General features: G+C 72.5%; 21 protein-coding genes and 2 rRNA genes. 7 read left to right on the forward strand and 16 right to left on the reverse strand.

Features of this window, described 5'->3' with window-relative positions:
* Window positions 1-169: 169 nt before the first annotated feature.
* The 10 genes from EV372_RS01245 to EV372_RS01290 form a co-directional block, all read right to left on the reverse strand.
* On the reverse strand, window positions 170-1,252 hold the full coding sequence (locus EV372_RS01245; RefSeq protein ID WP_130394437.1) for a glycosyltransferase family 4 protein: 1,083 nt from the start codon (window positions 1,250-1,252) through the stop codon (window positions 170-172).
* Window positions 1,249-2,871, reverse strand: a complete 1,623-nt coding sequence (gene murJ / locus EV372_RS01250; RefSeq protein ID WP_130394439.1) for a murein biosynthesis integral membrane protein MurJ — start codon at window positions 2,869-2,871, stop codon at window positions 1,249-1,251. The genes EV372_RS01245 and murJ overlap by 4 nt, the downstream gene beginning before the upstream one ends.
* Before the next feature lie 10 nt (window positions 2,872-2,881).
* Window positions 2,882-3,682 carry a hypothetical protein gene (locus EV372_RS01255; protein ID WP_486484141.1) on the reverse strand — a complete coding sequence of 267 codons (801 nt, stop codon included), beginning with the start codon at window positions 3,680-3,682 and terminating at the stop codon, window positions 2,882-2,884.
* Window positions 3,683-4,080: 398 nt separating this feature from the next.
* Window positions 4,081-5,211: a copper transporter gene (locus tag EV372_RS01260; RefSeq protein WP_130394443.1), complete on the reverse strand. Its 1,131-nt coding sequence runs from the start codon at window positions 5,209-5,211 to the stop codon at window positions 4,081-4,083.
* A complete protein-coding gene (gene steA, locus EV372_RS01265; RefSeq protein WP_130398698.1) occupies window positions 5,208-6,380 on the reverse strand; it encodes a putative cytokinetic ring protein SteA in 1,173 nt (390 codons plus the stop codon). The genes EV372_RS01260 and steA overlap by 4 nt, the downstream gene beginning before the upstream one ends.
* A 211-nt stretch (window positions 6,381-6,591) precedes the next feature.
* Window positions 6,592-8,301, reverse strand: a complete 1,710-nt coding sequence (recN, locus tag EV372_RS01270) for a DNA repair protein RecN (protein WP_130394445.1) — start codon at window positions 8,299-8,301, stop codon at window positions 6,592-6,594.
* A gap of 68 nt (window positions 8,302-8,369) precedes the next feature.
* Window positions 8,370-9,296 carry an NAD kinase gene (locus EV372_RS01275; protein ID WP_130394447.1) on the reverse strand — a complete coding sequence of 309 codons (927 nt, stop codon included), beginning with the start codon at window positions 9,294-9,296 and terminating at the stop codon, window positions 8,370-8,372.
* A gap of 112 nt (window positions 9,297-9,408) precedes the next feature.
* Entirely contained in the window at window positions 9,409-10,209 is an 801-nt protein-coding gene (locus EV372_RS01280; RefSeq protein ID WP_130394449.1) for a TlyA family RNA methyltransferase, read from the reverse strand.
* A gap of 2 nt (window positions 10,210-10,211) precedes the next feature.
* Window positions 10,212-10,409 (reverse strand): hypothetical protein, encoded by a 198-nt coding sequence (locus EV372_RS01285; protein WP_013154045.1) that lies wholly within the window; start codon window positions 10,407-10,409, stop codon window positions 10,212-10,214.
* 30 nt (window positions 10,410-10,439) lie between these two features.
* Window positions 10,440-11,186 carry a membrane fusogenic activity family protein gene (locus EV372_RS01290; RefSeq protein ID WP_130394451.1) on the reverse strand — a complete coding sequence of 249 codons (747 nt, stop codon included), beginning with the start codon at window positions 11,184-11,186 and terminating at the stop codon, window positions 10,440-10,442.
* A gap of 195 nt (window positions 11,187-11,381) precedes the next feature.
* On the opposite strand from EV372_RS01290, the gene EV372_RS01295 reads away from it, so the two are divergent.
* Both EV372_RS01295 and EV372_RS01300 read left to right on the forward strand, forming a co-directional pair.
* On the forward strand, window positions 11,382-11,732 hold the full coding sequence (locus tag EV372_RS01295) for an SCP2 sterol-binding domain-containing protein (protein ID WP_130394453.1): 351 nt from the start codon (window positions 11,382-11,384) through the stop codon (window positions 11,730-11,732).
* Window positions 11,733-11,782: 50 nt separating this feature from the next.
* Window positions 11,783-13,060 carry a DUF1015 family protein gene (locus EV372_RS01300; protein ID WP_130394455.1) on the forward strand — a complete coding sequence of 426 codons (1,278 nt, stop codon included), beginning with the start codon at window positions 11,783-11,785 and terminating at the stop codon, window positions 13,058-13,060.
* Here the strand turns inward: EV372_RS01300 and EV372_RS01305 are convergent.
* Window positions 13,041-14,564, reverse strand: a complete 1,524-nt coding sequence (locus tag EV372_RS01305) for a serine hydrolase domain-containing protein (protein ID WP_130394457.1) — start codon at window positions 14,562-14,564, stop codon at window positions 13,041-13,043. The two genes, EV372_RS01300 and EV372_RS01305, sit on opposite strands and share 20 nt — an antisense overlap.
* A 187-nt stretch (window positions 14,565-14,751) precedes the next feature.
* Here EV372_RS01305 and EV372_RS01310 point away from each other — a divergent pair, with 187 nt between their 5' ends.
* Both EV372_RS01310 and EV372_RS01315 read left to right on the forward strand, forming a co-directional pair.
* On the forward strand, window positions 14,752-15,558 hold the full coding sequence (locus EV372_RS01310; RefSeq protein ID WP_130394459.1) for an AAC(3) family N-acetyltransferase: 807 nt from the start codon (window positions 14,752-14,754) through the stop codon (window positions 15,556-15,558).
* 152 nt (window positions 15,559-15,710) lie between these two features.
* On the forward strand, window positions 15,711-16,718 hold the full coding sequence (locus tag EV372_RS01315; protein WP_130394461.1) for an HAD-IIA family hydrolase: 1,008 nt from the start codon (window positions 15,711-15,713) through the stop codon (window positions 16,716-16,718).
* Window positions 16,719-16,735: 17 nt separating this feature from the next.
* Here the strand turns inward: EV372_RS01315 and EV372_RS01320 are convergent, their stop codons facing one another.
* On the reverse strand, window positions 16,736-17,167 hold the full coding sequence (locus EV372_RS01320; protein ID WP_130394463.1) for a single-stranded DNA-binding protein: 432 nt from the start codon (window positions 17,165-17,167) through the stop codon (window positions 16,736-16,738).
* Window positions 17,168-17,495: 328 nt separating this feature from the next.
* Between EV372_RS01320 and EV372_RS01325 the strand changes: the two genes are divergently transcribed.
* Together EV372_RS01325 and EV372_RS01330 are read left to right on the forward strand one after the other, a co-directional pair.
* The gene (locus EV372_RS01325; protein WP_197044477.1) at window positions 17,496-18,500 is read left to right on the forward strand and encodes an MBL fold metallo-hydrolase; all 1,005 of its coding nucleotides are present in this window, start codon (window positions 17,496-17,498) and stop codon (window positions 18,498-18,500) included.
* 93 nt (window positions 18,501-18,593) lie between these two features.
* Window positions 18,594-19,529, forward strand: a complete 936-nt coding sequence (locus EV372_RS01330) for a GNAT family N-acetyltransferase (RefSeq protein ID WP_130394467.1) — start codon at window positions 18,594-18,596, stop codon at window positions 19,527-19,529.
* On the opposite strand, the gene EV372_RS01335 is transcribed toward EV372_RS01330, so the two are convergent.
* Both EV372_RS01335 and EV372_RS29205 read right to left on the reverse strand, forming a co-directional pair.
* On the reverse strand, window positions 19,519-19,941 hold the full coding sequence (locus tag EV372_RS01335; protein WP_130394469.1) for an NUDIX hydrolase: 423 nt from the start codon (window positions 19,939-19,941) through the stop codon (window positions 19,519-19,521). The two genes, EV372_RS01330 and EV372_RS01335, sit on opposite strands and share 11 nt — an antisense overlap.
* Window positions 19,942-20,006: 65 nt before the next feature.
* Window positions 20,007-20,684 carry a hypothetical protein gene (locus tag EV372_RS29205; RefSeq protein ID WP_130394471.1) on the reverse strand — a complete coding sequence of 226 codons (678 nt, stop codon included), beginning with the start codon at window positions 20,682-20,684 and terminating at the stop codon, window positions 20,007-20,009.
* Between the two features lie 15 nt (window positions 20,685-20,699).
* Between EV372_RS29205 and EV372_RS29210 the strand changes: the two genes are divergently transcribed.
* Window positions 20,700-21,659 carry a hypothetical protein gene (locus tag EV372_RS29210; RefSeq protein WP_130394473.1) on the forward strand — a complete coding sequence of 320 codons (960 nt, stop codon included), beginning with the start codon at window positions 20,700-20,702 and terminating at the stop codon, window positions 21,657-21,659.
* Between the two features lie 324 nt (window positions 21,660-21,983).
* Here EV372_RS29210 and rrf read toward each other — a convergent pair.
* Together rrf and EV372_RS01355 are read right to left on the reverse strand one after the other, a co-directional pair.
* Window positions 21,984-22,099: ribosomal RNA gene (gene rrf, locus EV372_RS01350) — 5S ribosomal RNA — on the reverse strand.
* Window positions 22,100-22,206: 107 nt separating this feature from the next.
* Window positions 22,207-25,303: ribosomal RNA gene (locus EV372_RS01355) — 23S ribosomal RNA — on the reverse strand.
* Window positions 25,304-25,406 lie beyond the last annotated feature (103 nt).

Here is a 25,406-nt window from a genome sequence, read left to right on the forward strand (position 1 = left end):
CCAGGATACCGGTACCGCACCGTGGGCGGCACACACCGGACCGTAGTCCAGGATGACATCTCCACCCCCGCGAGGTGAAGTCCCGGTGGAGGTAGCATCGACCGCACCCCGGGGACAGGTCCACCCGACCCCGGGGCCATCCCGCCCCCGGGCCCCCGCGCGTCCCGCCTCACCTCCGCAGCACCGCCTTGTACACGCACGCGGCGGCCTCCACCGCGTCCTCCTCGCTCGGCAGCGCCTTGGCCGCCTCGCGCGAGCGCGCCCGCAGGTCCTCGGCCAGCGCCGGGTCGTCCAGCACCCGGCCCACGGCGGCGGCGAAGGCCGCGGGATCCCCCGGCGGCACCATCAGCACCGTCCCCGAGTACAGGTCCGGGATGCCGCCGACCCGCGTGGAGACCACCGGCAGCCCCGCGCGCAGCGCCTCCATGATCACCAGCGAGGGCCCCTCCCACTGACTGGTCAGGCAGAACACGTCCGCCGCCGCCAGCAGGTCGGCCACGTCCGCGCGGTGCCCCAGCATGCGCACGTCCGCGCGCATCTCCGCGGCCGTGTCGTGCAGCTGCCCCCACAGGGGCCCGTCCCCGGCGATCGCCACCACCGGTTCGGGGCGGCGGTCGGCGATGGCCGGCGCCGCCGCCAGGAGCATGTCCAACCCCTTCTGCTCGGCCAGGCGGGCGACGGTCAGCAGCAGCGGCCGCTCCGGCAGCACCGCCAGGTCGGCCCGGGTGGCCTCGCGCCCGTTCACCGGAGCGCCGGTCTCGGGAGCGGCCACCACCGCCAGCCGCGCGTCGCGCGCCCCGACCGAGCGCAGCCTGCGCACCAGGTCGCCCGACACCCCCAGCACCACGTCCGCGCGGTGCGCCACGATCCGCTCCAGCACCGGGTAGGCCGCCGACAGGGCCCCCCGCACCAGCGGCGGCGCGTTGTGCGCGGTCACCACCAGCGGAGAGGCGCCGGCCAGCGCGCACAGGGCCCCGGCCCGCAGCCCGTGCGCGTGGACCACGTCCGCGCCCCGGGTCAGGGCGCGCAGGCGCAGCACCGCGCCGGGATCACCCGCGGAGGGCGCCGCTCCGATGCCGACCGGGGAGAAGCGCATGCCCTCCGAGGTGAAGCCGAACTCGCGCTCGGCGGAGGCCGGGCCCAGCACCGCCACCCGGTGGCCGCGCGCGGCCAGGCCCGCGCCCAGCGAGCGCACGTGGCGGCCCACCCCTCCACTGCTGGTACCGATGACCAGCGCGATCCTGGCGTTCAACGCCTCTCCCTCCTGCGTTCGAGTACGGTCCCGACCCGGTCGGCGACGGCACGCACCGCCGGACGGTCCACCACCGCCGCGACGGCCGCGTAGGCGGCCAGCGCCGCCGTCGCCGCCACCGCGGCCGCCGCCACCGTCTGCCACACGCCGTCCGCGGGCAGGGCCGCGGCCACCGCGCGCCCCGCGGTCCACCCGACCACACCGCCCAGCGCCGCGGCCAGTACCGAGCGCGCCACACCCGTCAGGGCCGCGCGCCCGTGCGTGCGCGCCACCGCCGCGCACAGCAGGGCCGCGGCCAGGCTCAGGCCGACCGTGCTGGCCGCGCCCAGCCCGGCGATGGACCAGCCCTGCGGCAACATCCACACCAACACCACAGCACACAACATCACCACCAGCCACCCCACCACCTGGGCCGTGGCGGCCAGGCGCCCGTGGTGCGAGGCGTACAGGGCCCGGCTGAGCAGGGCCACCAGCCCGAAGCCCGCCACGCCGGGAGCGTAGGCGAGCAGGGCGCGCTCCAGGGTCAGCGGATCGTGCTGGGCGAAGACCAGGGCCACCGGGGCCGCGGCGGCGGCCAGGGCGGCGCCCACCCCCGCGGTGACCACCACGCAGGCGCGGGCGCCGCCCGCCACCAGGGAGGCGTACCCCCGCCGGTCGTCTTCGGCGTGCGCGACCGCCAGGGCGGTGAACGCGCTGGTGGCGATGGGCACCGCGATCACCCCGTAGGGCAGGGTGAACAGGGCCCAGGCGTAGGTGTGGAGCACGGCCGCGCCCGCGCCGCCGCCCCGGTTGGCCAGGGCCACGAACAGCAGCAGGCACAGCTGCATGGCCGCCAGCGGCAGCAGGGAGGCCAGCGCCAGGGAGCGCACGCGCCCGCCCACCCCGGGCGGGAAGGTCAGGCGCGGCCGGGGCCGCACCCGCAGCCGCCGGGCGGGCCCCACGACCGTGAGGAAGAGCGCCGCCGCCCCGGCGGTGGTGCCCAGGGACAGGGCGAGCTCGGCCGCCAGCGGCAGGCCCGCCACGTCCTGGCGGTGGTCGGCTCCCAGCGGCACGAAGGCCACGTAGGCGGCGATGACCACCAGACTGGACACCAGCGGGGCCAGGGCCGGGGCCAGGAAGCGGCGGTGGGACTGCAGGACGCCGTAGAGCACCGAGGCCAGGCCGTAGAGGACGATTTGCGGGGCGAAGACCGCGAGCATGCGGGCGGACAGCCCGAGCAGCGCGCCCCGGTCGCAGCCCTGGCCCGCGCCCAGCATGAGCGACATCGCCGGAACCGAGACCAGGGCGAGCAGCGCCGCCAGCGGCACGGCCAGCAGCAGGACCCACGTGATGAGCGCCGAGGCGGTGTGGCGCACCTGCTCGCGGTCGCCGCGCTCGGCGGCGGCGGCCAGCACCGGGACGACCACGGCGGTGAGCGCCCCGCCGATGACGATCTCGAACAGGACGGCGGGCAGCTGGTTGGCGGTGACGTAGGCGGTGCCCAGACAGGTGTCGCCGACGGTCTGGGAGAAGACCACGGTGCGTCCGAACCCCGCCAGCCTGGCCCCCACGGTGACCACCGCGATGAGCGCCGCCGCCGTGCCTACTCCGCGCGTCACCCCCTGGATGGTACGGGACACCGTGGCCGTCTCACTCGCGCCTGCCCCAGCGGTCGAGGCGGCGCAGGGCCGGAACGCGGTCGATGACGCGGGAGAAGCTGACGCGCTCGCTGGCCAGGGTCAGGGCGGCGACCCCCGCGAGCAGGGCCGCGCGCACGGGGCGGGGCGCCCGGGCCGCGACGGCCGCGCCCAGGGCGGCGCCCAGGGCGTTGGCCCCGGCGTCGCCGAGCATGGAGCGCTCGGCGAGCTCGTCGGGCAGCAGCGCGGCCGAGGCGCCCACGACGGGGCCCAGCAGCGGCGCGGCCGGGGAGGCCAGGGCGGGGGCGGCGGCGAACAGCGCGACCTTGGCCGCGCGTCCGGGGCGCAGGTCGAACAGGTTGAGCAGGTTGGCGCTGGCGGCGATGAGCGCCCCGTCCAGCACGGTGTCCAGCGGTGAGCGGCGCAGCAGGCGGGCGGCGGCGACCCCGGTGGCCCCGATGCCCGCCATCTTGACCATGCCGGTGGTGACCCGGCCGCTCGCCAGGGCGCCCAGGTGCCCGCGCAGGCCGCGGGCCCGGGAGGAGCCCGCCAGGTCGTCGTAGACCCCGAAGGCGGCGGCGCCCGCCGCGGCCAGCACGGAGGCGGCGCGCACGCGCGGGCCGGGGCCGGGCACGAGCAGGACGGCCGCGCACACGCCGCAGGCCAGCGCGGGCCCCTGGCGCAGGGTGACGCTGCGTCCGCGGAAGTTGGTGCGCAGCCACACGTCCGTCGCTTCTGCCCCGCCGGACGGGTCCGGTGCGCCCGGTGCGCGCGGAGCGACGGACGCGCGAGGGGCGCCGGGTGCGCCCGACACGGCGGGGGTGCGTGGTGCGTCGGTGGTGACGAGTGTGCTGGACACGCGTGGCGTGCCGGACGGACTCGTGGCCTCAGGTGCGCGCTGGATGCCGGACACGCCTGGCGTGCCGAACGCGTCCGGCGCATCCGGTGTACGCGGTGCGGCTGACATGCCGGAAACATCGCATGTGTCAGGTGCCTGCGGGGCGACGGGCGTGCCCGGTGCGACGAACGCGTCCCTGCCGCCGGGCCCGGCGGCAGGGACGGCTCCGTGCCCGGTGGCACGGCCCCGGGTGAGCAGGGAGTAGGCCGTGGAGGCCGCGGCGGCTCCGAGCAGGGCGCCGGTCAGGCCCTGGGCCAGGAACCGCGCGGCGGCGGACCCGGGGTCCGCGAGGGGGACGGGGGCGGTCAACGGTGTCACTCCCCGTCCCGAACGGTGCGGCGGACCTCGTCGGTGCCGCCGCCCGCGTCGCTCGCGCCGTCGCTCCCGGTGGGCTCCGGCGAGGCATCGGAGGAGTCCTCGGAGTCTTCGGAGGCCTCGCGCGGCTCGGGCAGCGGGTCGGGGAGGAAGCCCGCCACTCCCTCGCCGATGCCGTACGCCCCCCCGGCCTCCTTCAGGTTCTCGGCCAGGGCCAGGACCGTGATGACCTCGCCCATCGGGCGGCTGGCCACGTCCACGGTGGCGAAGGCCGCCTCCGCGGCGCGCGCCTGCGCGAGCATCCCCTCGCCCCGGGCGGAGGGCCCGTCACCGGCCACGACGGTGGCGCCGACCTCCTGGTGCAGGGCCGTGGTGATCGTGTTCAGCACCGCGTTGGCGGTCTGCGGGTCCTGGCCCTCGGGCGAGGACCCGCCCGAGGGCGCGAGGACGACCACGGCGTCGGAGGACTCAGCGGGGTCTCCCTCGACCGTGATGAGCCCGCCCTCGGTGAAGGCCTCCAGGACGGCCGCCGGGTCGTGGCCGCCGTCACCGCCCTCCCCCGCCCGGGCGGACGGGGACTCGGACGGGGACGCCTCCTCGTCATCGGAGCCCCCCTCCCCTGAGGGGTCCTCCTCCGCCGCGGCCAGGGCGCGGCCGATCTCGGCGCCCGCCTTCTCGTGGGGGCTGCCGGACAGGTCCTGGGGGTCCTGGGTGATCTGCAGGGCCAACTCGTCGACGAAGGTGGCGTTGCCGCCGTCCAGGAAGGCGTCGCTGATCTGGACCCGGCCGACGACCTCGCCGCCCGCCTGCTCCACGCGCCCGGCCAGGGCGTCGGCCGTCTCGGTGTCGGCTCCGGGAGCGCTCACCACCACCACACCGAGGCCGGTGAGCAGACCGGCGAGCGTGTCGTCGGACACGGCCTCGGCCATCCGGTCGGCCCCGGCGTTGACCTGGTCGGCGGCGTCGCGCTCGGCGCGCAGCTCCTCGCTCTGGCTGCGCAGGTCGGCGGTCTCGGACTGGAGCGTGTTGAGCAGCGGGTCCTGGAGCATGGTGGTCCCCAGGACGAGCCCCACGGTGAGCGCGAGGAACACCGCGACGATGGACACCAGGTGGTAGCGGAAATCGATCACGTCAACAGCCCTGTCAACCAGTAGGAGAGCGCGTCCCAGCGCGCCGCGAGAAAGGTGAGGTAGACCTGGCCCGCCGGTGAGCTGTAGGCGGCGACCACGATGGTGAGCAGGCAGGCCGCGACCAGCCCGAGCAGGGCCCAGGGGGAGATGCGTGAGCGGTACAGGCGGCTGACGCCCTTGGCGTCGACGAGCTTGCCGCCCACCCGCAGCCGGGTCAGGAAGGTGCTGGCCATCCCCGCCCGGCCCTTGTCGAGGAACTCCTCCAGGGTGGCGTGGGTGCCCACGGCCACGATGAGCGCGGCGCCCGCGCCGTCGGCGAGCATCATCGCCACGTCCTCGCTGGTGCCCGTGGCGGGGAAGACCACCGCGCCGTGCCCCAGGTCGGTGAGCCTGGGCAGGCCCGGGGCCCTGCCGTCGCGGTAGGCGTGCACGACCAGCTCGGCCCCGCTGGCCAGCGCCCGGTCCGAGACCGAGTCGAAGTCGCCGACGATGATGTCGGGCTTGTACCCCGCCTCCATGACCGCGTCCGCCCCGCCGTCCACGGCGATGATGACCGGCCGGAACTCGCGGATGTAGGGCCGCAGCGCCGCGATGTCCTCCCGGTAGTGGTAGCCGCGGACCACGATGAGGACGTGGCGGCCCTCGATGTCGGTCTCGATGGTGGGGATGCCGATGCCGTCCAGGAGCAGGTCGCGCTCGTGCTGGAGGTAGGCCATGGTGTTGGCCGCGAAGGCCTCCAACTGTGTGGCCAGCCCCGCGCGGGCCTCCTCCATCGCCGCGCTGACGGTCCCCTGGTCCTGGAGGGTGCCGCGCGCGACGACCTCGTCGCCGCGGTACAGGGTGGCGCCCTCCAGGCGGAGCCGCTCGCCGTCGCGGACGCGGGTGAACACCTCGGGATCGACGTCGTCGACCAGGGGGATCCCCGCGTCCACGATCATCTCCGGCCCCTGGTTGGGATAGCGGCCGCTGATGCTCGTGGCGACGTTGAGGACCGCCGACACACCGCAGCCCACCAGGGCCTCGGCACTGACGCGGTCCAGGTCGACGTGGTCGATGACCGCGATGTCGCCCGGTCGCAGACGTTTGGTCAGGTTCTTGGTGCGCCGGTCCGAGCGGACGGGCGCGATCAGCCCTGTGGGAGCGTCCGCCCGGGTGCGGCGGAACCGCATGACTGTGGCGCTGAGCGCATCCGATACCTTCATCGCTGGCATACTGTCAGAACTCCCCTACGGAGAGTCATCACAGCTGTGAGATCGGCGTGTTCTGGTCGAGACCGCCGACCTCACCCCGTTCCGGGACGACCACGGCGACCTGCCCGCCCACTACCCCGAAACGCCAGAAGGTCACACATCCGTTCCGAACGTGTACACAGCGCCCAGCTCAGGCGGCCGGATAGGCGCGCTCCGGATCGGCGTTGGTGAGCAGCTCCTCGGCGTGCGCACGGCCCAGCTCGGAGTCCTCCAGCCCCGCGAGCATCCGCGACAGCTCCCGGACCCGGCCCCCGCGGTCCAACCGCACCACACCACTCTCGGTGACCAGGCCCTCGGTAGACTTCTCCACCACCAGGTGGGCGTCGGCGAACGCCGCGACCTGCGGCAGGTGCGTGACGACGATGACCTGCGCGCGCCGGGCCAGCCGGGCCAGCCGGCGGCCGATCTCCACCGCGGCCTTGCCGCCCACACCCGCGTCCACCTCGTCGAAGACGAACGTGGGCACCGGGTCGGCACCGGCGAAGACCACCTCGATGGCCAGCATCACGCGCGAGAGCTCACCGCCCGAGGCGCCCTTGTGCAGGGCCAGGGGCGGAGAGCTGGGGTGCGGGGCCAGCAGGACCTCGACCTCGTCGCGGCCGTGCTGGCCGAACTCCTCACCCGTGGTGATGCGCACGCTCACGCGGGCGTGCGGCATGGCCAGCGCGGTCAGCTCCTCGGTCACGGCCTCCCCGAAGCGGTCGGCGGCCTCGGTGCGCACACGGGTCAGCTCGGCGGCGAACAGTTCCATGCGCTCGTGCAGCTCGTCGGCCTCGGCGCGCAGCGCGTCGATGCGCTCGTCGTCGCCCTCCAGGTCGGCCAGCCGCTTGGCCGCGTTCTCGGCCCAGGCCAGCACCTCGTCCGTGGTCGCGCCGTACTTGCGCGAGAGCGAGGTGAGCAGCGCGCGGCGCTCCTGCACCAGGGCCAGACGGGCGGGGTCGGCGTCCACCGACTCGGCGTAGGAGGCCAGCTCGGTGGCGGCGTCGGTGAGGATGTAGGAGGCCTCGTCCAACCGCTCGCCGATCGCGGCCAGCTCGGCGTCGTGCTCACGCACCGCCGCCACGGCCTGCCGGGCCGCCGAGAGCAGCGCGGCCACGTCCACCTCCACGTCGGAGGCCGGATCCCCGGCCAGCGCCTCGTGGGCGGTGGTGGCCGCCACGCGCAGGCTGTCGGCGTGCGCCAGCCGCGTCTCCTCCGCGAGCAGCTCGGCGTCCTCACCGGGCTGGGGCTCGGCGGCGGCGATCTCCTCCGCGCCGAAGCGGAGCATGTCGGCCTCCTGGGCGCGCTCGCGCGCCTGCTCCACCAGCTCCTCCAGCTCCGCCGACACCTCCCGGTGGCGCCGGTAGGCCACGGTGTACTGCTTGAGCGCCTTGGTCAGCGGCTCGCCCGCGAAGCGGTCCAGGGAGGAGCGCTGCCGGTCCGAGCGCAGCAGGCGCTGCTGGTCGGACTGGCCGTGCACGGCGACCAGGTCGTCGGCGAGGTAGGCGAGCAGGCTCACCGGGGCGGACCGGCCGCCCATGGTGGCGCGCGAGCGGCCCTCGGCCGACACCGCGCGGGTGAGGATCAGGACGTCGTCGTCGATGTCGCCCCCCGCCTCCAGCACCCGGGCGGCCACCCGGCCGCCCGAGGGGACGGTCAGGCGCCCCTCCACCACGGCCCGGTCCGCGCCCGGACGCACGCGCTGGGGGTCGGCCCGCCCGCCGAAGAGCAGTCCGAGCCCGGTGACGACCATGGTCTTTCCCGCGCCGGTCTCGCCGGTGACGACGGTCAGCCCCGGTGACAACTCCAAAACGGCGTCGTCAATGACTCCGAGCCCCTGGATACGGACTTCTTCGAGCACCGATCCCTCTCCTGTAGTTGACGCCACTGCCCACACGCGCGCACGACACACCCGGCCGCGCGGGCCGGTCAGCGGCCGTGCTCGCTACGGCCCCGCCATCCGGCGACCGACAATCCGAACTTGGCCACCAGCCGGTCGGTGAACGGCGCCCGGTGCAGCCGGGCCAGCCGAACCGGCGTGTCGGCACGGGTGATCTCGATTCGTGCCCCCGCGGGCAATTCGACCATACGCCGTCCGTCGCACCAGAGCACGCCCGGCGCCGTGGCCGGGACCACCTCCAGGGCCACGGTCGCGTTCGGCCCCACCACCAGGGGCCGCGCGAACAGGGCGTGCGCGCTGAGCGGCACGACCATCAGGGCGTCCACGTCCGGCCACACCACCGGGCCGCCCGCGGAGAAGGCGTGCGCGGTGGAACCCGTGGGGGTGGCGCACACCACACCGTCGCAGGCCCAGCGCGAGAGCGGACGTCCGTCGATCTCCAGGACGGTCTCCAGGATGCGGCGTGCCTCGCCCTTCTCCAGGGTCGCGTCGTTGAGCGCCCAGTTGCGCACGGGCGGACTCCCGTCGCCCCGGCCCCCGTTGAAGACCGCCACGTCCAGGGTCATGCGCTCCTCGACGTCGTAGTCGCGGTTGACGACGCTGCGCACGGTCGCGCCCAAGTCCTCGCGCTCGGCCTCGGCCAGGAACCCCACGTGGCCCAGGTTCACCCCCAGCAGGGGCGCCCCGGCCGGGCGCGCGATCTCCGCGGCGCGCAGCAGGGTGCCGTCGCCGCCGAGCACCATGACCAGCTCGACGCCCCGGGCCGCCTCCGCCGGTTCCACGACCTCGACCGGGGAGAGCACGCAGTCCTCCGCGGCCAGTTCCTCGATCTCGTTCTTGAGCATGCGCACGGTCAGCCCGGCCCGGCTCAGGCTCTCGTGGACCAGTTGGGCGCTGCGTACCGCGGCGGGCCGACCGGTGTGGGCCAGCAGGAGAACACTGCGTCCGCTGGTCATCGCCGTCCCCTTACGTTCACTCCCCGGCGGGGAGTCTGAAGTGCTGGCCGGGGCGTTCGCCGACCCGGCCGGGTCACGTTACCGGACTCCTGAGACACGCTCGCCACGGTCGCTAACGCGGCCCCTCCTCCACGGCCCGGGCCAACGCGTCCGGGTCCAGGGGCGCGGCCCCCGCGCGCATCCACAGGAAGTACTCGACGTTGCCGGAGGGGCCCGGCAGGGGGCTGGCGGTGACGCCGACGGTGCCCAGCCCCAGGGTGAGGGCGTGCGCGGCCACGTCGGAGACCGCCTCGGCGCGCAGCGCGGGCTCGCGGACCACTCCCCCGGCGCCGACCTTGTCCTTGCCCACCTCGAACTGGGGCTTGACCATGAGCAGGAAGTCGGCGTCGGCGGCCACGCAGTCCCGCAGCGCCCCCAGCACCAGGCGCAGCGAGATGAACGACAGGTCGCCCACGACCAGGTCGGGGCGGGGCTCGCCGATCTGCTCGGGGGTGAGCTCACGGACGTTGACCCGCTCCATCACGCGCACGCGGTCGTTGCTGCGCAGCGACCAGGCGAGCTGGCCGTAGCCCACGTCCACCGCGGTGACGTGGGCCGCCCTGCGGCGCAGCAGCACGTCGGTGAACCCGCCGGTGGAGGCGCCCGCGTCCAGCGCCCGCCGATCGGTGACGTCGAACTCGAAGGCGTCGAGGGCCCCGATGAGCTTGTGGGCGCCGCGGGAGACGTAGGGGGGCTCGTCGGAGGGCGGACGGACCACGATGGGCTGGTCCTGGCCGACCTGGGTCGCGGCCTTGGAGGCCACGATCCCCGCGACCTTGACGAACCCGCCCTCGATGATCTCGGCGGCGTGTCCACGGGAGCGTGCGTGCCCGCGGCGGACCAGTTCCGCGTCGAGCCGGGTGCGTTTTGCCATGGTTACCGAGGATACCGGGGCTGTTCGGGGGCGCCGGCGCCCTGGTCGAGCGCACCGAGCACCCCGGACAGCTCCTGGTGCAGGGTGTCGAAGACCGCGACGTGCTCGGCGGTGGGCAGGGACTCCAGCGACGCCAGCCGCTCCCTGGTGCTGCGCAGGGTCTGCTCGGCCAGTGCCTGGGCCTGCTCGTTGGGGTCCATGCCTCTCCCGGTGTTCTCGCTGGTCCGACTCTACTTCTTCGTGGTGCCCCTGCTCTTGGTGGTGCGCTTGGCGGCGGTGCGCGCGCGGGCCGTCTTGGCCGCGGTACGGGGCTTCCTGGCCGCGGCCCTGTCGGCGTCCTGGGCGTCGGCCCCGTCGTCGGCCGCGGTGCCCGCGGCGTCCGCGGAGGCCTCCGCGCCGCCGTCGGCCGCCTCCCGCGTGTCCCGGACCCCGGTGGCCTTCGCCTCCCCCTCGGTCGCGGCTGCGCCGGATCCGGCCTGGGCCCCGGAGCCGCGCTCCTCGGACTCGGCCGCGGCGCCCTCCCCGGCCCCGGTGGACACCTCGGCCTGGGAACCGTCGGTCTGCGCGGCGGCCGCGGGGCGCACCGGCGAGGACGCGCCCGCCTCGACGGGGGCCAGAACGCGCTCGACCGCGTGGCGGGCGGCCAGGCGGCGTTCGAGCTCGGCGACCCGGCGCACCAGCCGCTCGTGGTCGGCGCGCGGCACGACGTCCATCCGCTCCAACTGGCGCCCGACCTCGGAGCGGACCAGGTCGGCGAGGGCCGCGCGGTTGGCCTGGCTGGTCTCGATGAGCTCCCCGGCCAGGTTCTGGATGCTCTGCCCCACCCGCGGCGGCAGGCTCTCCCCCTCCGCCGCGACCGGCGCGGCGGGACCGTTCGCCCTGAGCAGGGCCTTGGCCGCGGCGACGGCCTGCTTGCGGGAGAGTTCGGTGAGGCCACTGGCGGCATCGAGGTAGGTGCGTACCGCGTCGACGACCATGATGACAAGTGCTCCTTGATGGGACCGCGAAAGAGGAAGGGGGCGCGGGCAGGGCGAACCGCTGCGCGACGGGGGGCCGTGGCCAACGCTACCGGGACCGAACCGGCGTTGACACGCGAACTCCCAAGACCGCCCCATTCGTCCCGATGGCACCACAAGGACGCGAACGCCCGGCGCCTGGGGCATGATGTGGCCATGAGCAGCATCGACACGTGTCTCACCGGCATCGAGAAGGTGAACCAGCGCATCCTCGCCCAATCCGACGAGAAGCGCCGCAAGTACATCCGTGAACGCTCCCTGAGCGTGGAGGTCCCCGACCTGGAGACCGTCTTCGACATGCGGCTCACCCTCGACGGCCTGGTCGACATCACCCACCGCCCCGCGGACCGGCCCGCGCCCCGCGCACAGGTGCGGATCACCGTGGCCAGCGAGGACCTGGTGGCCCTGGCCGAGGACCGCCTGGACGCGGCCAAGGCCGTGTTCGGCCGCCGGGTCAGGATCGACGCCAGCGTCGGCGACCTGCTGCGCGTGCGGAAACTCCTCTGAGCCGACCGCGCGGCGCCCGACCGGCGAACGGCGACGGGTACCGTGCTGGGATGCCACGCCAACCTCTCGAACTGGCGCCCTTCCGCGGTCTGCGCTACGCCGACCCCGACGCGGACCGCTTCGTCGACGGGGAGTTCGACCTCGCACGACTCCTGGCCCCTCCCTACGACATCCCCGACGCCGACGAGGCGCGTGCGCTCCAGCGCTCCGACCCGCACAACGCCGCACGGGTCACCCTGCCCTTCGAGCTGAGCCGCCAGAGCCCCGCCGGAACGGGCAGGTCCGTGCCGCGCCGCTACCGCACGGCCGCCGACCTGCTGCGCAGCTGGATCGACGACGGTGTGCTCGCGCTGGACGCGCGACCGGCGCTGTACGTGTACGAGCAGGTCACCGCCGACGGGCGGCGCCAGCGCGGACTGGTGGGCAACCTGCGCCTGCCCGAGGAGGGCGCCGAACCCGCCGTACGCCCGCACGAGGACGTGGCCGACCCGCCGGTGCGCGACCGGTTCCACCTGATGGGCCTGGCCCGGGCCAACCTCGAACCGATCTTCCTGGTCTACCGGGGCGGCGACGGGTACGCGTCGGCCGCCACCGAGGCGGTCGCGGGCGCCCCGCTCACGCACGCGCGCACCCGAGACGGAGCCGAGCACCGGCTGTGGGCGGTCACCGACCCCGCCGTGCTGCGCCGGATCAGCGCCGACCTGGCGGGCCGGTCCGCGCTGATCGCCGACGGACACCACCGCTACGCCGCCTACCGGCGCCTGCGCGCCGCCCACGACGCCCCGGGCTGGCGCTACGGGCTGGCCCTGCTCGTGGACAGCGACACCCACCCGCCCCGGCTGGGCGCCATCCACCGGGTGCTCCCCGGCCTGGACACCGACGCCGCGGTCGAGGCCGCCCGCACGGTGGCCTCCGTGGAACGGGTCGCGGGCCCCCACGCACACGCCCTGGACCGGGCGGAGGCGCCCGCCCTGCTGCTGGTCTCCGCCGAGGGCGACGCCCACCTGGTGCACGGCTTCGACGAGCGGGTGCTGGAGCGGGCCATGCCCGACCGCTCCCCGCAGTGGCGGCACCTGTCCACGGCCGCCCTGCACCAGGTGCTGCTGCCGCTGTGGGAGGTGCCGGAGGAGCGGGTGCGGATGGTGCACGACGACGCGGCCGAGGCGGTCGCGGCCGCCCGCGACGGGAAGGGCACGGCCGTCATCGTGCCCGCGCTGCGCGTGGAACAGGTGTACGCGGTGGCCGACCGCGGGGAGCTGACCCCCCGCAAGTCCACCTCGTTCGGCCCCAAACCGCGCACGGGTCTGGTCATGCGTCTCCTGGACTGAGGGAGCGGCCCCGGGCCGACCGCCGCGCTCCGACGAGGCGGGCCGCCCGGGCCGCGTACACCACGGCGAAGGCGAGCGCGGCGGCCACCAGCAGGGCCAGGGCGGTGGGGGCCAGGTAGAACGTCTGTCCCCAGGTCATGTCACGGCCCTGGGCCAGCAGCGCCGCCAACCGGTTCGGGAACACGGCCGCGGCGATGACGGCCAGCCCCGGCAGCAGGCGCACGGCGCCGCGCCACCGGGGGCGCGCACGGGCGGCCTCCGCCCAGGCGCCGGCGCGCCGCACACCCCGATGGGCGAGGTAGCCGGTCAGCCCGACCAGGGCGACCAGGACCAGGTCGAGCGCCAACAGCACCGGAGCGGTCGGCGCGGCGGGCTCCCCGCCCTCGGCCAGGGCCACCAGCCCGTGCAGCAGCGCGGAGGCGTCGGCGCTGCCCAGCCCGGTGTTGGCCATCACCGCGACGCCGTACCCGCTCCCGGGCAGCAGCGCCTGGTGGGCGGTGTAGGTGAACTGGATGCCCCCGTGCGAGACCATGGGGGCGCCCGCCGGGCTCTCCCCGGCGTTCCAGCCCAGCGCGGTGTCGCCTCCCGCGCCGCCGACCGGGGTGTGGGTGGCGGTGATCCCCTCCTCCGACAGGACGCGGGCGCCGTCGGCTCCCCGTCCCCCGTTGTTCTGCGCGACCAGCCAGCGGGCCATGTCGTGCGCGGTGGTGACCATGCCGCCCGCGCCGTTGAAGTAGCTCCGCGGCTCGGGCACCGCGACGGCCGCGCCCAGGACGGCGACGTGCCCCGGGGCCACCCCCGCCGCGAAGACCTCCCCGGCGGTGTCCACGGTGACGGTGTCGTCCATGCCCAGCGGCGTGAACACGCGCTCGTCCAGGTACTCGCCGAAGGCCCGGCCGCTGAGGACCTCCACCAGCCGGGCCGCGACGTGGTAGTTGGGGTTGTGGTAGTGGAACTCGGTGCCCGGATCGGCGGCCAGCCCGGAGTCGGCCATCCTGGCGAGCGCCCCCTCCAGGTCCTCGGCCGCGGGGGCGCTCTTCTCCCGGAAGGCGGTGTCGGACATCCCCGAGGTGTGGGTGAGCAGTTGGCGGACGGTGACGCGGTCGGCGCGCGGGTCGTCGAGGGTGAACCCCGGCAGGTGCCGCGCCACCCGGTCGTCGAGCGCGAGCGCGCCGTCCTCCACGAGCTGCATGACGGCGAGCGCGGTGAAGGCCTTGCTGACCGAGGCCACACCCATGGGGGTGTCGGCGGTGATCGCCCCGCCCGCCGAGTCGGTGCCGTAGCCCGCCGCGCGCACCACCTCGGTACCCCGGGTCACGGCGACGGCGGCCCCCGGCAAGGGCGAGGCGTCCAGGTAGTCGGACACGTAGGCGTCCACGGCCTCGGGGGTCAGCGCACCCGGGTCCGTGTCGGGGACCTCGGCCCGGGCGGGGGCGGCGGTGAGCAGCAGGAGGGCGGCGGCCAGGCCCGCCGCCGCGATTCTGGTCAGGGACATGGGGACCATCGTGCTCGGCGCGGCCCGCCCGCGGCCACGGTGCCGACCGTAAGCGCATCCTGGGGTTTTCCCCACCCCCGCCCCCCTGCGCGCCTCCCCGCGGACCCGGCCGCCCCATATCCACTGGCCCGGCACCGGCCGCCTGCTGTACCCATGGTGATCTGCTCCGTTCCCTTCCAGCCGAGGAGTCCCCAACGTGCCCGCCGAGACGAAGAACCCCGGCCGACCCCAGACCCGGGCCTCCCTTGCCCGCGACCTGACCGCGCTGGGGGTCGCACCCGCCGACACCCTCCTCGTACACACCTCCCTCAGCGCGCTGGGCTGGGTGTGCGGCGGTGAGCAGGCCCTCGTGCAGGCCCTCATGGACGCCGTCGGCTCCGGGGGAACGCTCGTCGTGCCCACCCAGACCATGGACAACACCGACCCCGCCGGATGGCGCGACCCCCCGGTCCCCGAGGACTGGTGGCCGGTCATCCGCGCGCAGGCGCCCGGATTCGACCCGCGCCTGACACCGAGCAGGTACATGGGCCGTGTCCCGGAGATGGTGCGCACCTGGCCGGGAGCGGTCCGCAGCGCGAACCCGCAGACCTCCTTCGCCGCGCTGGGCCGCCGCGCCCGCGACCTCATGGCACACCACCCGGTCGGCTGCCGCCTGGGCGAGGACTCCCCGCTCGCCGCGCTGGAACGCGTCCGGGCCAAGGTCCTGCTGCTGGGCACGGGGTTCGACTCCTGCACCGCCTTCCACCTGGCCGAGTACCGCGTCCCCCGGCCCCGCCTGGAGCGGTCCGGGTGCGCGGTCCTGACCCCGGACGGCGGCCGGACGTGGGTGGACTTCACCGACGTGCTCCTGGACGAGGAGGACTTCGCGCGGCTGGGCGCCGACTTCGAGAGCACCGGGGCCGTGACCTCGGGCCCGGTGGGCGAGGCCACCGCACGGCTGTTCTCCCTCCCTGGAGCGGTGGCCTTCGCGTCCAGCTGGATGACCGTGAACCGGGACAGGTGACCCCCGCCCCGGAGGATCCGGTGCCCGCAGCGGTGCCGGTGGGGCAGCGACACAGCGCACATCCCGGCCCCGGACGGACGGTCCCGGCCGAGGGGACCCGCGCCATAGCCTGGGAGACGACCACCGCCATCACACGGAACGGGTTCCCCGCCATGTCCCTGCTCGCCGCAGACCGCCCCCTGAACGAGATCCACGACGCGATGCTCCTGGACCTGGACGGGGTCGTCTACATCGGCCCGCGGGCCGTACCGGCGGCGCCGGAGGCGGTGGGCAAGGCGCGGGCCGCCGGAGCGCGGGTGGCGTTCGTGACCAACAACGCCGGGCGCACCCCGGCGCGCATCGCCGAGCACCTGACCGAACTGGGCGTGGGCGCCGCACCCGAGGACGTGGTGACCTCCGCGGAGGCCGCCGCCCGCCTGGTCGGCGAACACCACCCCGCGGGTTCGGACGTACTGGTGGTGGGCGACACCGCGCTGCGCCAGGCGGTGCGCAGGATGGGACTGCGCCCGGTGTCGGTCGACAGCCCCTCGGTGGTGGCCGTGGTGCAGGGCTACTCCCGGCACATGACCCGCGACCTGCTCGACCAGGGCACGGTCGCGGTCCGGCGCGGCGCGTTCTACGTGGCCAGCAACAACGACGCCACCGCACCCGGCGAGTGGGGCCTGACCCCCGGCAACGGGTCCTTCGTCCGGGTCATCGCCAACGCCACCGGGGTCGAACCCGTCGTCGCCGGAAAGCCCATGCGTCCGCTGCACGAGGAGGGCATCCTGCGCACCGGAGCGCGCAACCCGCTGATCGTGGGCGACCGGCTGGACACCGACATCGAGGGCGCTACCGCCCACGGCGCGGCGGGGATGCTGGTGCTGACGGGGGTGGCCACCCCGATGGACGCCCTCGCCGCACCCGAGCACCAGCGCCCCAGCTACCTGGCGTGGGACCTGTCGAGCATGAACCACACGCACCCGGCCGTCGTCCGCGAGGGCGACCGCACCCGCTGCGCGGGGTGGACGGTGACCGTCACCGGCGGCGCACCACGCGTCGAGGGGGCCGGGGACCGGCTGGACGGGCTGCGCGCACTGTGCGCCGCGGTCTGGGCGGACCGGGCGGCGGACCCGTCCGGCCCGGCCGCACGCGAGGCTCTGTCCCGCCTGGGCTGGTGAGCCCGCGCGGCGGGCCCTCACCGCCGCACCGCCCCGGCGGCCGCGGGGCCCTCGGCCGCACGGACCAGGGTCGCGGTCCTGGCCTCCACCTCGCACACGCTGCGTACGCCCTCCCGGCCGCGCCAGGTGCGGCGGCGCAGCTCCCCCGTCATCCGGACCACGTCGCCCAGCCGCCAGGTGCGTATCCCCTCGTGCAGGTCGCGGTCGAAACTGGTGCAGGTGATCGAGTCGGACCGGCGCCCGCGGTAGCGGCTGTCGCGGGGGCGGGCCACACAGATCCGCCAGGTGGCCAACCGGTCGCCGCTGGGCAGCTCGCGGATGAGGGGCCGGGCGGTGATCCGCCCGGCCACGAGGATCTCGTTGCGGTGCTCGGACTCACACGGGTCCTGCCGCGGGGACGGGGTGTCGGGGGCGGTCCGGCTCGGTGCGACCGCGGACTCCTGCTGCATGTGGACGTCCTCCCATGGGGTGAAGAGCGAGGAGACGGGCGCGACGCGGAGCAGGGGCGCGGGGCGGGGAACCGAAGGTCCGGCCATCCGCGTGCGGCGGGGGCGTGCGCTCTCCCACCAGGATCCCCCGGCGAGGGTCCGGGCGAAAGGCCCGGCGCGAGGCTGTGGACAACCCGTCCCGGCACCGGCCGCGCTCCGCGCGCCCCCTCCGGCGAGGACCGGGCCGAGCCCCGCCCCGACCAGCCGTGACACCCTTGTCCTAGAGTCGGATCCTGTCCGGTTCGGTCCCGCCGAACCCCACGACGACCGAGGAACAGGGGTGCTTGCAGTGCACGACGACGTGGACGTGAGCGGTCTGCCCGAGGGGATCACCCCGCTGGGCGACGACATCTTCGCCATCGACACGATGCTCGCCGGATACCCGGGGATCGTGTCGAGCTACCTCATCCGCTCCCAACGGCCCTGCATCGTCGAAGTCGGCACCGCCGGTTCCGCGCGGGTCCTGCACGAGGCCGTCACCCGTCTCGGGCTGGCGCCCGCGGACCTGGCCACCATCGTGGTCACCCACATCCACCTGGACCACGCGGGCGGCACCGGAGACATGGCCGCCCTGTTCCCCAACGCCGAGATCGTCGTGCACGAGCGCGGCGCCCGCCATCTGGCCGACCCGAGCAGGCTGATGCGCAGCGCCGAGATGGTGTGGGGCGACCGGCTGGACAGCCTGTTCGGACGGATGAACCCCACCGAGGCGACCCGTATCCGGTCGGTGGCCGAGACCGGCGAGATCGACCTGGGCGGCGGACGCCGCCTGGTGACGCACTACGCCCCCGGCCACGCCAAGCACCACATGGGCCTGGTCGACACCCTCACCGGCGACCTGTACGTCGGCGACGCGCTGGGCGTGTACAAGCCGCTCACCGGAGAGGTCAGCCCGGCCACGCCGCCGCCGGACTTCGACATGGAGGCGTGCCTGCGCACCCTGCGGCTGTTCGGGGACATCGACGCCCAGCGGCTGATGTTCTCCCACTTCGGCGCGGTCACCTCGGTCCCCGAGACCCTCGACCGGGCCGAGTCCGAGCTCCGGCTGTGGGTGGAGACGGTGCGCGAGTCCCACGGCAGCACCGGCGACCTGGACCACGCGATCGCCATGGTGCGCGACAAGGTGGTCTCGCGCTACGCGCCGACGCCGCCGGGGCTGCCCGCGGAGTCCGCCGCGATCCTGGACACCCTCAGCGGCGCGGAGGCCAACGTGTCCGGCATCGTGCACTGGCTGGACAGGCTCGCCCGGGAACAGGCCGAGGCCCGGGCGGCGGCGGAGGAGGAGCGCTCCTGACCGGTCCCGGCGGCCGCGCGACCGCCGGGCGCGGCGCGCGGCCCGCGGAAAAACCGGGTGCGCCCACCGGACCCCGGACCTAGTCTCACCCCCATGACGACTCAGATCCGCCCCATGGAGCGGGCCGACATCCCCCGGGTCCTCCCCCTCCTGCGCGCCGTCCACCCCTGCCGCGTGCTGACCGAGGAAGCGATGCGCTGGCGGGCGGAGAACCCCCTGTCCGGCGTGCGTGAGACCACCCTGCTCGCGGTGGAGGACGGGACCCCGGTGGGTTTCCTGCGCTCAGCGCTACGCTGCGGCGGTGAGGGCCCCCGCAGCGGCCGGTCCCTCCTCGCCACGGTCGCCGCCTCCCACCGGGACACGGACGTGGGCGCGCGCCTGCTGGACGCCTCCGAGCGCCACCTCGTCGAGGGCGGAGCCGAGGTGCTGCGGACCGAGGCCGCCGAGGAGGGCGTCCAGACCGGGGGCGAGGCCTTCCGGCGGACGGTGCTGGAGCGGGGGTACACGCCCGAGGACACCCACCGCGTCCTGGGCCTGGACCTGGCCGCGCTACCCGCCCTGCCGAAGGCTCCCGAGGGCGTCGAGCTGCGTCCCTTCAGCGACTACGCCGACGACCCGCGCGAGATCTACGAGGTCGACAGGCTGGCCAGCCTGGACGAGCCGGGCGCGGACTCCTGGTTCCCCTCCTACGAGGGGTGGCGCAAGGACGTGTGGGAGCACCCGCTCCGCGCACCGGACCTGTCCCTGTTGGCACTGGTCGAGGGCGTACCGGCCGCCATCACCTGTTACGTCAGCGACGGGGAGACCCGGATGGAGTCGTCCATGACCGGCACCCTGCGCGAGTTCCGGGGGCGCGGTCTGGCCGGGTACGCCAAGGCCGCGGCACTGCACCGGGCGCGTGAACGGGGCATGCGCTACGCCTACACCGGCAACCACGAGGACAACGCGCCGATGCTGGCCGCGAACCGGCGGCTCGGCTACGCCCCGGTCGGTTCCGAGACCGTCTACGTCCGGCGGCTCAGGGGTTAGCGGACGGCTCCGGCGGGGCCCCGGGCAGCCCCAGCGCCCGGAGCAGGTGGGCGTAGAGTCCGTCCGCCCAGGAGAGCTGGTCGTCGGAGGGCAGGACGTCGAAGGCCCGCACCTCCACGGTCTCGAACTCCCCGGTCAGCGGGGCCAGCGCGGTCACCTGCGCGTGGGTGACCACCGTGACGTGACCGCCGGAGAGCACGTAGTGGCCGACGGGTCGGATGTCGCCGAGGGTGGCGCCGGCCTCCTCCCGGGCCTCGCGGCGCGCGGTGTCCTGGAGGGTCTCCCCCGGTTCGGCGTGACCGCCGGGGAACTCCCAGGCCCGGCGCCGGTTGCGCACCAGCAGGGGCCGGTCACCGGTGTAGGTCAGGCACACCACGGAGTCGTGGACCTCGGGGAGGACCCCCAGGCGCACGACGGCACCGCCGAGCGGAGCGTCTCCGCCCGGCGGTGCGGTACCACCGGTTCCGTGGAAGGGGCTCAGTCCCGGTCCTCACGGTCGCGGTGCCGTTCGTCGCGGTCGCGCGGGGACGCGTCCTCCTGCGGCTCCTCCAGGGGTTCCTGCTCCTCGGCGTCGGTCCAGACGATGCCGTCCTCGGCGTCGTAGTCGACCAGCTCCATCCCCTCCAGGGCGGCCAGCCGCTCGTCGGCGTCGGTGACGCTGTCACTGTCCACGGCCGAGGCGCGCGAGAAGTACTCGCGGGCGTCGTCCTCGCGGCCCAGTTCCTCCAGGACGTCGGCGTAGGCGTAGAAGAGGCGGGCGACCCACGGACGGGCGCGCCTCTCCTTGAGCTCGGGTACCTGGAGTTCGGCCAGGGCGGCCTTGGTGTCGCCCATGTCCCGGCGGGCCCCGGAGGCGACGATGCGCAGCTCGATGCGGTCGGCGGCGTCCAGGTCCTTGGCTGCCGGGTCGTTGGTGATCTCCAGCGCCCGTTCGGGACGGCCCAGGCCGCGCTCGCTGTCGGCCATGATCGCGAGGAAGTTGTCGCGTCCGCTCATCCGGCGTGCGGCGCGCAGGTCGGACAGGGCCTCCTGCCACTTGCCCACGGTGTAGGCCGCCACACCGGAGGCCTCGCGGACGCCGGGAACGCGCGACGCCTTGCGGCGCGCGTAGGCCGCGTGGGCGTAGGCCCGCTCGGGGTCCTCGTCCAGGAGCATGCCGGCGGCGACGATGTGCTTGCCGACCAGTTCGGCCAGCGACTTGGGCAGCGAGTGGAGGTCACGCCTGGTCTCGGGGTCCAGCTGGGAGTAGCTGACCTCCGCCGGGAGCTGGGGCGCGACGTCGGCCGGGTCGCGGTCCTCGCGCGGCGCACGGCGGTCGTCACGCCGGTCGTCCCGGCCTCGGAAGCCGCCGCCCCTGTTGTCGTCGCGGCCGCGGAACCCGCCGCCTCGGCGATCGTCACGGCGATCCCCACCGCGGAACCCGCCGCGGTCGTCACGGCGGTCCCCGCCGCGGAAACCACCACGGTCGTCACGGCCTCGGAAGCCGCCGCGGTCGCGGTCCCCGCCGCGGAAGCCGCCCCGATCATCCCGCCGGTCCTCGCGGCGGTCGTCCCTGCGGTCGTCACCGCCACGGGAGCCTCCCCGGTCGTCCCGGCCGCGGTACCCGCCGCGGTCGTCGCGACGGTCCCCGCCACGGAACCCGCCGCGGTCGCGGTCATCGCGGCCGCGGAAACTCCCGCGGTCGTCGCGGCGCTCTCCGCTACGGAAGCCGCCCCTGTCATCCCGGCGGTCCCCACCGCGGAAACCACCACGGTCGTCACGGCGGTCACGGCGCTCTCCGCCGCCTTCGCTGCGAAAGCCGCCGCGGTCATCGCGTCGTTCGTCACGGCCCCGGAAACCACCACCGCCGCGACGCTCGTCGCGACCCTGGTAGCCCCCGCGGTCACGGTCGTCACGGCGGTATCCTCCGCGCCGGTCGTCACGACCTCTGTCATCTCTGGAACCGCTGTAGCCGGACCGGGCGCGGGGTCCGTCACCGCGTCCCCGACCACCAGGTCCACCGGAGCGATAACCGCCGCGCTCGTTGGCTCCGGAGTCCTCGCGGTCTCCCGATCGGCTGTCCTCAGTCATCCAACCCGTCCGTCAACACTCAAAAGCGCTGCCACCTTGAGCAGTAGCAGCGCGTCATAGTACTCGTGCCTTCCAGCTTACGACATGGTGTCGCCGCTCATCACCAGAGCGCAGGTGCCCAACGTCCTACTTTCCCGACAGCGTCCGCGCACACCGGATCGGGTTGTCCACAGCCCGCAAGAGGCCCTGGCACCCCCACCCCCGCACCCGGTTCACTGGAACACAGGGGGCCCACCCAAGGACCCGCACCCCCACCCACCCCCACATTCACAAACGCACAAACAACCCCACAAAAAAAGGGGGTGGGGAAGCCTCCCCGACAACCCCACCCCCACACAAAAAAAGAGGGGCCGCCCCAACAGGCGACCCCTCCCTCACAAAAAACCGTGGCAGCGACCTACTCTCCCACCCCACCACAGGGCAGTACCATCAGCGCAAAGAGACTTAACGACCGGGTTCGGAAAGAGACCGGGTGTGACCCTCCAGCAATAACCACCACGGAAACCACACACCACCCACCCGACTCCACCCACCCCCACAAAGGAGCAAGGAATCACAGCGAGCAGCAAGCTCCGTGAAAAGTGTGCGCGAACATCCAATTATCTGCAGCGGACAAGCCCTCGGCCTATTAGTACCGGTCAGCTCCACCCCTCACAAGGCTTCCACACCCGGCCTATCAACCCCATCGTCTATAGGGAGCCTTACCCCCTCAAGGAGGCAGGAGACCTCATCTCAAAGCAAGCTTCCCGCTTAGATGCTTTCAGCGGTTATCCCTCCCGAACGTAGCCAACCAGCCATGCCCTTGGCAGGACAACTGGCACACCAGAGGTTCGTCCGTCCCGGTCCTCTCGTACTAGGGACAGCCCTTCTCAAGTCTCCAACGCGCACAGCGGATAGGGACCGAACTGTCTCACGACGTTCTAAACCCAGCTCGCGTGCCGCTTTAATGGGCGAACAGCCCAACCCTTGGGACCAACTCCAGCCCCAGGATGCGACGAGCCGACATCGAGGTGCCAAACCATCCCGTCGATATGGACTCTTGGGGAAGATCAGCCTGTTATCCCCGGGGTACCTTTTAGCCGTTGAGCGACACCGCTTCCACACGCCGGTGCCGGATCACTAGTCCCAGCTTTCGCTCCTGCTCGACACGTCCGTCTCACAGTCAAGCTCCCTTGTGCACTTACACTCAACACCTGATTACCAACCAGGCTGAGGGAACCTTTGGGCGCCTCCGTTACTCTTTGGGAGGCAACCGCCCCAGTTAAACTACCCACCAGACACTGTCCCCGAACCGGATCACGGTCCAAAGTTAGATGCCCGAAACAGTCAGAGTGGTATTTCACCAACGCCTCCACCGCCACTAGCGTGACAGCTTCACCGGCTCCCACCTATCCTACACAAACCATCCCAAACACCAATGTCAAGCTATAGTGAAGGTCCCGGGGTCTTTCCGTCCTGCTGCGCGAAACGAGCATCTTTACTCGTAGTGCAATTTCACCGGGCCCATGGTTGAGACAGTGGGGAAGTCGTTACGCCATTCGTGCAGGTCGGAACTTACCCGACAAGGAATTTCGCTACCTTAGGATGGTTATAGTTACCACCGCCGTTTACTGGCGCTTAGATTCCCAGCTTCGCAAGGGCGAACCCCCACTAACCAGTCCTCTTAACGTTCCAGCACCGGGCAGGCGTCAGTCCGTATACAGCGTCTTACGACTTCGCACGGACCTGTGTTTTTAATAAACAGTCGCTTCCCCCCGCTATCTGCGACCCCACCCAGCTCAGGATGCAAGATCCGTCACCAGACAGGGCTCCCCTTCTCCCAAAGTTACGGGGACAATTTGCCGAGTTCCTTAACCATGGTTCACCCGAACGCCTCGGTATTCTCTACCTGACCACCTGCGTCGGTTTAGGGTACTGGCCACACACGAACTCGCTAGAGGCTTTTCTCGACAGCATGGGATCACTCACTTCACCAAAAACGGCTCGGCATCACGTCTCAACCTTCATGGTGTGCGGATTTGCCAACACACCGGCCTACACGCTTACCCCCGGACAACCACCGCCGGGTAGAGCTACCCTCCTGCGTCACCCCATCACTTACCTACTACAAGCTCGGTTCCCAGACCAGTAAGTCAAAGCTCCCCGAAGGGACCCAAGACCACCAGCGTGGTTAGCATCACCTGATTCAGTACTGGACGCTCGTGCACGGGTACGGGAATATCAACCCGTTATCCATCGACTACGCCTGTCGGCCTCGCCTTAGGTCCAGACTCACCCTGGGCGGATTAACCTGCCCCAGGAACCCTTAGTCAATCGGCGGCAACGTTTCTCACGTTGCTATCGCTACTCATGCCTGCATTCTCACTCGCACGCCCTCCACCACACGATCACTCGGCAGCTTCACCGGACGCACGACGCTCCCCTACCAACCCAGGAATCTAGTCCTGAGCTTCACAGCTTCGGCGGTGTGCTTTAGCCCCGCTACATTATCGGCGCAGAACCACTTGACCAGTGAGCTATTACGCACTCTTTAAAGGATGGCTGCTTCTAAGCCAACCTCCTGGTTGTCTCAGCAACTCCACAACCTTTCCCACTTAGCACACGCTTAGGGGCCTTAGCTGATGATCTGGGCTGTTTCCCTCTCGACTACGAAGCTTATCCCCCGCAGTCTCACTGCCGCGCTTCACTTCACCGGCATTCGGAGTTTGTCTGACGTCAGTAACCTTGTCGGGCCCATCAGCCAAACAGTAGCTCTACCTCCAGCAAGAAACACGCGACGCTGCACCTAAATGCATTTCGGGGAGAACCAGCTATCACGGAGTTTGATTGGCCTTTCACCCCTACCCACACCTCATCCCCCAGGTTTTCAACCCTGGTGGGTTCGGGCCTCCACGAGGTCTTACCCCCGCTTCACCCTGGACATGGGTAGATCACTCCGCTTCGGGTCCACAGCATGCGACTCCAACGCCCTATTCAGACTCGGTTTCCCTACGGCTACCCCACCCGGGTTAACCTCGCCACACACCATGACTCGCAGGCTCATTCTTCAAAAGGCACGCCATCACCAAAGACAAGCTTCAGCTCTGACGGCTTGACAGCACACGGTTTCAGGTACTATTTCACGACCCCTCACCGGGGCACTTTTCACCTTTCCCTCACGGTACTAGTGCACTATCGGTCACCAGGACGTATTTTGGCTTAGCAGGTGGTCCTGCCAGATTCACACGGACTTTCACGGGCTCCGCGCTACTCGGGAATACGTCCAACACCTAGGTTCTTCCTACACCTACGGGACTCTCACCCACTCCGGTACCGCTTCCCAACGGTTTCAGCTACAAGAACCACTCAGCGCTCTGAGTCGGCAGACCCAGACAGACGCATCCCACAACCCCGCACACGCAACGACTGCCGTCTATCACACGCCTGCGGTTTAGCCTCTTCCCCGTTCGCTCACCACTACTAGGAGAATCACTGTTGTTTACTCTTCCTGCGGGTACTGAGATGTTTCACTTCCCCGCGTCACCACCAACCACCCTATACATTCAGGTGGCGGCAACCCGACACAACTCGGGCTAGGTTTCCCCATTCGGACACCCACGGATCACAGCTCGGTTGACAGCTCCCCGTGGCCTATCGCGGCCTCCCACGTCCTTCATCGGCGCCTGGTGCCAAGGCATCCACCGTGTGCCACTATCACTTGGCCACTACAGATAATAAGATGCTCGCGCACACTATTCACAAATCAAAACACCAACCGCACACCCCGACACCACTCACACCACCAGGATCCTCGTCCTGACGACAACT

Source organism: Nocardiopsis sp. CNZ308, assembly GCF_004217075.1.